The following is a 4,232-nucleotide window of genomic DNA, read 5'->3' as shown; positions in this document are numbered from 1 at the left end:
GAGGAGGACAATTGGTGAATCAAAACCGCATAGTACTATCAATTGATGCCCGTGGCTTCGGAGAAACATCTGATCATGGGAGTAATGGGAAACACTGCAACACTGAACACCGGGTTGCAGTTTTGGCCCGCGATATAGGACGTCCTCTTATGGGCCAGAGAGTCGAGGACATCATGGCGGCGCTGGATGTGTTGTTAGAGCAGTCTAATGTTAACCCCTCAGAAATCGAAACCATTGGTGTAGAACGTGCAGGTCCGGTGGTGCTGCATGCCGCTGCACTGGATAACCGGATCGGAAGCGTCACGCTTGAAAACTCCATTAAAAGCTGGATCGATGATGTTGTTGCCAGGCCGAAAATACACGACCTTATCGGTCATGTAATATTCGACGCTCTTGAGTATTATGATCTGCCGGATCTTGTGGAAACCATTAAACCCAGGAAAGTTGAGCATAAGTGACAAGTGAGGCTAATGCAGATTATATATAGTACCTTATCATTTACATTTTGACGAATTTTGACAGAAAATCAATGATCTATAGCTGAAATCATTATTATATCTTTGTTTTCTTGTTATAAAACAGTCATGTTTTTATAGATTGATAAGGTACGATAAATAACCTGGACATGCATGGTTTTTCATATTGCTAATAGTTCAGCCCTTGTTTATTAGGGAAAATATCCTGTTTGGTTCTGGCTTGTCCAGGTTATGATATAATCTATTTGCCATAAATTGCTGATTAGTTTTAACAATAATAACGCGATGAAAATAGAAAAAGCCATTCAATCAAAGTAGATTTCAGATTTGTAATATGATATGAGAATCACTTAAGTTTTCATAAAATAGCATTGAGAACTTGATAAACACAAATTCGAAACTGGAAATTGTTAAAAAAATGCTTATGAAACGACGAAAATTCATCAAAGACATTGCAGTAGGCAGTACGCTTTCTATGCTCCCCTTATCATGGGTATTGGGGAAAGATAAACAGGACATAGCGGCCCCACAACCTGCCCAAGATCCTGTATATAATATAGAAAATTTCGGAGCCAAAGGAGACGGAACAACATTAAATACTGAATCCATTAAAAAAGCCATCAATACTTGCCATGCAAATGGAGGAGGTACTGTATATTTTCCTGCCGGCAGGTATCTTTCAGGTACAATAGTTTTTAAGAGCCATGTTACCCTATCTCTTGGTGCTGGAGCAGTGCTGCTGGGTAGTACAAAACTAAGACATTTTCCTGAGAAAACACCTGAGTTTCGTTCCTATACAGACGTGAATTATACAAATAAAAGTCTCATCTATGCAGAAAAGGTTACTAATATAGCCATTACAGGACGGGGAGTTATCGACGGACAAGGAGAAGAAGAGCCTTATCAGCTTGGTGGTGATCCAAAAAATTATAAAAAACGCCCTTTTATGATTCGCATGATCGAATGTGAAAACGTTTTAGTCAGAGATATAACCCTTACCAACTCTCCGATGTGGGTGCAGCATTATCTGGCCTGTGAAAATGTAAATATTGACGGCATCACCATACACAGTAATGCGAATGTGAATAATGATGGCATTGACATCGATTGTTGCAATAAAGTGCGCATATCTGATTGCGAAATCAACAGCGGGGATGATGCCATCGTGCTAAAAGCTACAGCACCTAAAGATTGTGAGAATATTACCATTACAAATTGTATTTTACGCAGTCATACCAATGCATTTAAATGTGGTACAGAATCAACGGGTGGGTTCAAAAATATCACTGTGTCCAATTGTACCATTTACAATGTACGTAACGCCGGTATAGCATTGGAAATGGTTGATGGCGGCACCATGGACCGTGTCATGATTTCAAATATTACCATGGTCAATGCTAAAGGGGGGATTTTCATACGTCTGGGTGATCGCGCTCGTCCTTATCTGGCTGAAGGATCGGGCAGACCCAATGAAAAACAATACATCCGTGAAAAAGGGATGGATATACCGGACGTTGGTTCACTTCAAAATGTCATTCTTAGCAACATCATTGCCACGGGACTTGATGATGTGGGTTGTTCCATCACAGGTGTTCCTGAACAGTCAGCAGAAAATATAACATTGGAGAATATAAGGCTTACCTTTCAGGGTGGGGGAAGCAAAGAACTCATCCACCGTGATGTTCCCGAGGAGGTAGACAGTTATCCTGCAAGACGAATGTTTGGCAAGTTGCCTGCTTATGGTTTTTATTGCCGTCATGTGAATAATTTAAGATTTCACGGTGTTCAGCTTGATTATAAAACTGACGAAGCCCGCCCTGCATTTGTCTTTGATGACATCAACGGATTGTATCTGACAGATATTCAGGCAGTAAAACCCACCAGCAACAACCCATCCTTTTTGTTTGAAGATGTAAAAAATCTGAAGAAGGAAAACTGAAATGTCTAAATCTACTGTTTTTGCTGTTTCATTAATTTAAATTAAATTTATTATATTTATCCAACATTCATTAATAAGTATTACATCTGCTTTTATAAATCTAAAATTTGGAGGTATATAAAATGAAAACACCAAGTATCCATAAGTATTTCGTAACCCTCATATTGTTTTTAGCATTTGGTATGAGTGCCGCCGCGACTTCACCGGATGAACCTGTCGAAGTTCCTGAAGAGATTGCCCCGGTCAATGCACCATTTGATATGCCGGATTTAAAAAGGCCGGAATTTCCGGATAATACATTCAATATAAAAGATTATGGCGCTGAAGCCGGCTCTGATGGGAAAGATCAAAACACAAAAGCCATACACGCGGCCATCGAAGACGCTCATAAAGCAGGCGGGGGTAAAGTCCTCATACCCGAGGGCGAATGGTGGACCGGCCCCATTCATCTGATGAGCCATATTAACCTGCATGTTGCTGAAAATGCAGTGGTTCATTTCAGTAAAGATAAAGAAGATTATTTACCCGTTGTGCTTCAAAGACCTGAAGGGGTCCAAGCCTACAATTATTCACCATTGATCTATGCAAGAGATGTTGAAAATATTGCTCTTACCGGGAAGGGTACGCTTAACGGACATGGACGGCACTGGTGGGAATGGGCGGAAAATAATTCTCACACACCCCGAATCGAGGCTACTAAGGTACCGCTTTCCAGGCGCAAGTATGGTAAAGGAGCCGGTGAGGAAGGTATGAGGCCGAATTTTATTGTTTTTTGGAAATCTTCGGATATTTTGGTTGAAGGCATCACCCTTAAGGATTCTCCCATGTGGAATGTCAACCCCGTTTTTTGTGAGAATATTATTGTTCGCGACATTACAGTCCTGAGTAAGGAGGCGCCTAACGGAGATGGAATAAACCCCAGCTCCTGCAAAAATGTATTAATTGAATACAACCATTTTGAGACAGGCGATGATGCTGTTGTACTAAAGTCCGGTTTAAACGAGGAAGGATTGAAAATAGGCATTCCCACAAAAAATGTGGTTGTCCGCAATTATAAGGCTGTTGATGTACAAACCGGAAGCGGTGGAATTGTTTTTGGAAGTGAAACTTCCGGCGGCATAGAAAATGTATATGTTCACGATGCTTATTTTGAAGGTTGCGATCGGGGCATACGGTTTAAATCAGAGAGAGGCAGAGGCAATTCGATAGAAAACATTTACATTCATAATATTCAGATGAAGGATCTTGATAATTCGGCGATTAATTTTAATGCCTATTACCACGAAGAAGCAAGAGGAGCAGCTCCGTTATTCAAAAACATCAATATTCGAGATATCCAAATTGATGGAGTTCCTAATGCAATAATAATGAATGGATTGCCGGAGAAATGGCTCGAGGATTTTACTTTCAGGAATATTGACGTTAAAAATTCGCAGGAAGGCGCCCGTATATACCGGGTGAAAAATTTAACCCTGGAAAATGTAACGATTAACGCTAAGGAACGGGCAATGGAAGTTTCTGATGTCTTTGAATTCAATGTCAGAAACTTAAATCTTGATAATCAGGTTAATAAAACGCCCTTTCTTTTAGACGGAAAATATACAGGTGCAGTTAATATAAAAGGTTATCCTGTTGATCACATTGAATTGGGCGAAAATTTACCTGAAAATGTAATGGAATAAAAACTAGGCGCAAGAGCTTTTATCATTAAAATTTATTGTCTGTCGGCAGATTGTCGGCAAGTGTTATTATTCTATCATCATAACAAATAAATGACCAGCCGGTTGAATAAAGTCAATAAGCGGATTGGCCCGGCA

Annotated in this window: 3 protein-coding genes; all 3 read left to right on the top strand. The window is 40.1% G+C overall.

What is annotated here, in order from left to right; translation table 11 throughout:
* Positions 1–458: hypothetical protein (locus KGY70_17895; GenBank protein MBS3777075.1), on the top strand; the 458-nt coding region annotated here is incomplete at its 5' end.
* Between the two features lie 442 nt (positions 459–900).
* Entirely contained in the window at positions 901–2,415 is a 1,515-nt protein-coding gene (locus tag KGY70_17890) for a glycoside hydrolase family 28 protein (GenBank protein MBS3777074.1), read from the top strand.
* Positions 2,416–2,537: 122 nt separating this feature from the next.
* Complete coding sequence (locus KGY70_17885) at positions 2,538–4,097, top strand: glycoside hydrolase family 28 protein (GenBank protein MBS3777073.1); 1,560 nt, start codon at positions 2,538–2,540, stop codon at positions 4,095–4,097.
* Positions 4,098–4,232 lie beyond the last annotated feature (135 nt).

The sequence above is a fragment of the Bacteroidales bacterium genome (genome assembly GCA_018334875.1).
Taxonomy (GTDB): Bacteria; Bacteroidota; Bacteroidia; order Bacteroidales; family UBA12077; genus JAGXLC01.
This window is presented reverse-complemented; position numbering and strand designations above follow the sequence as displayed.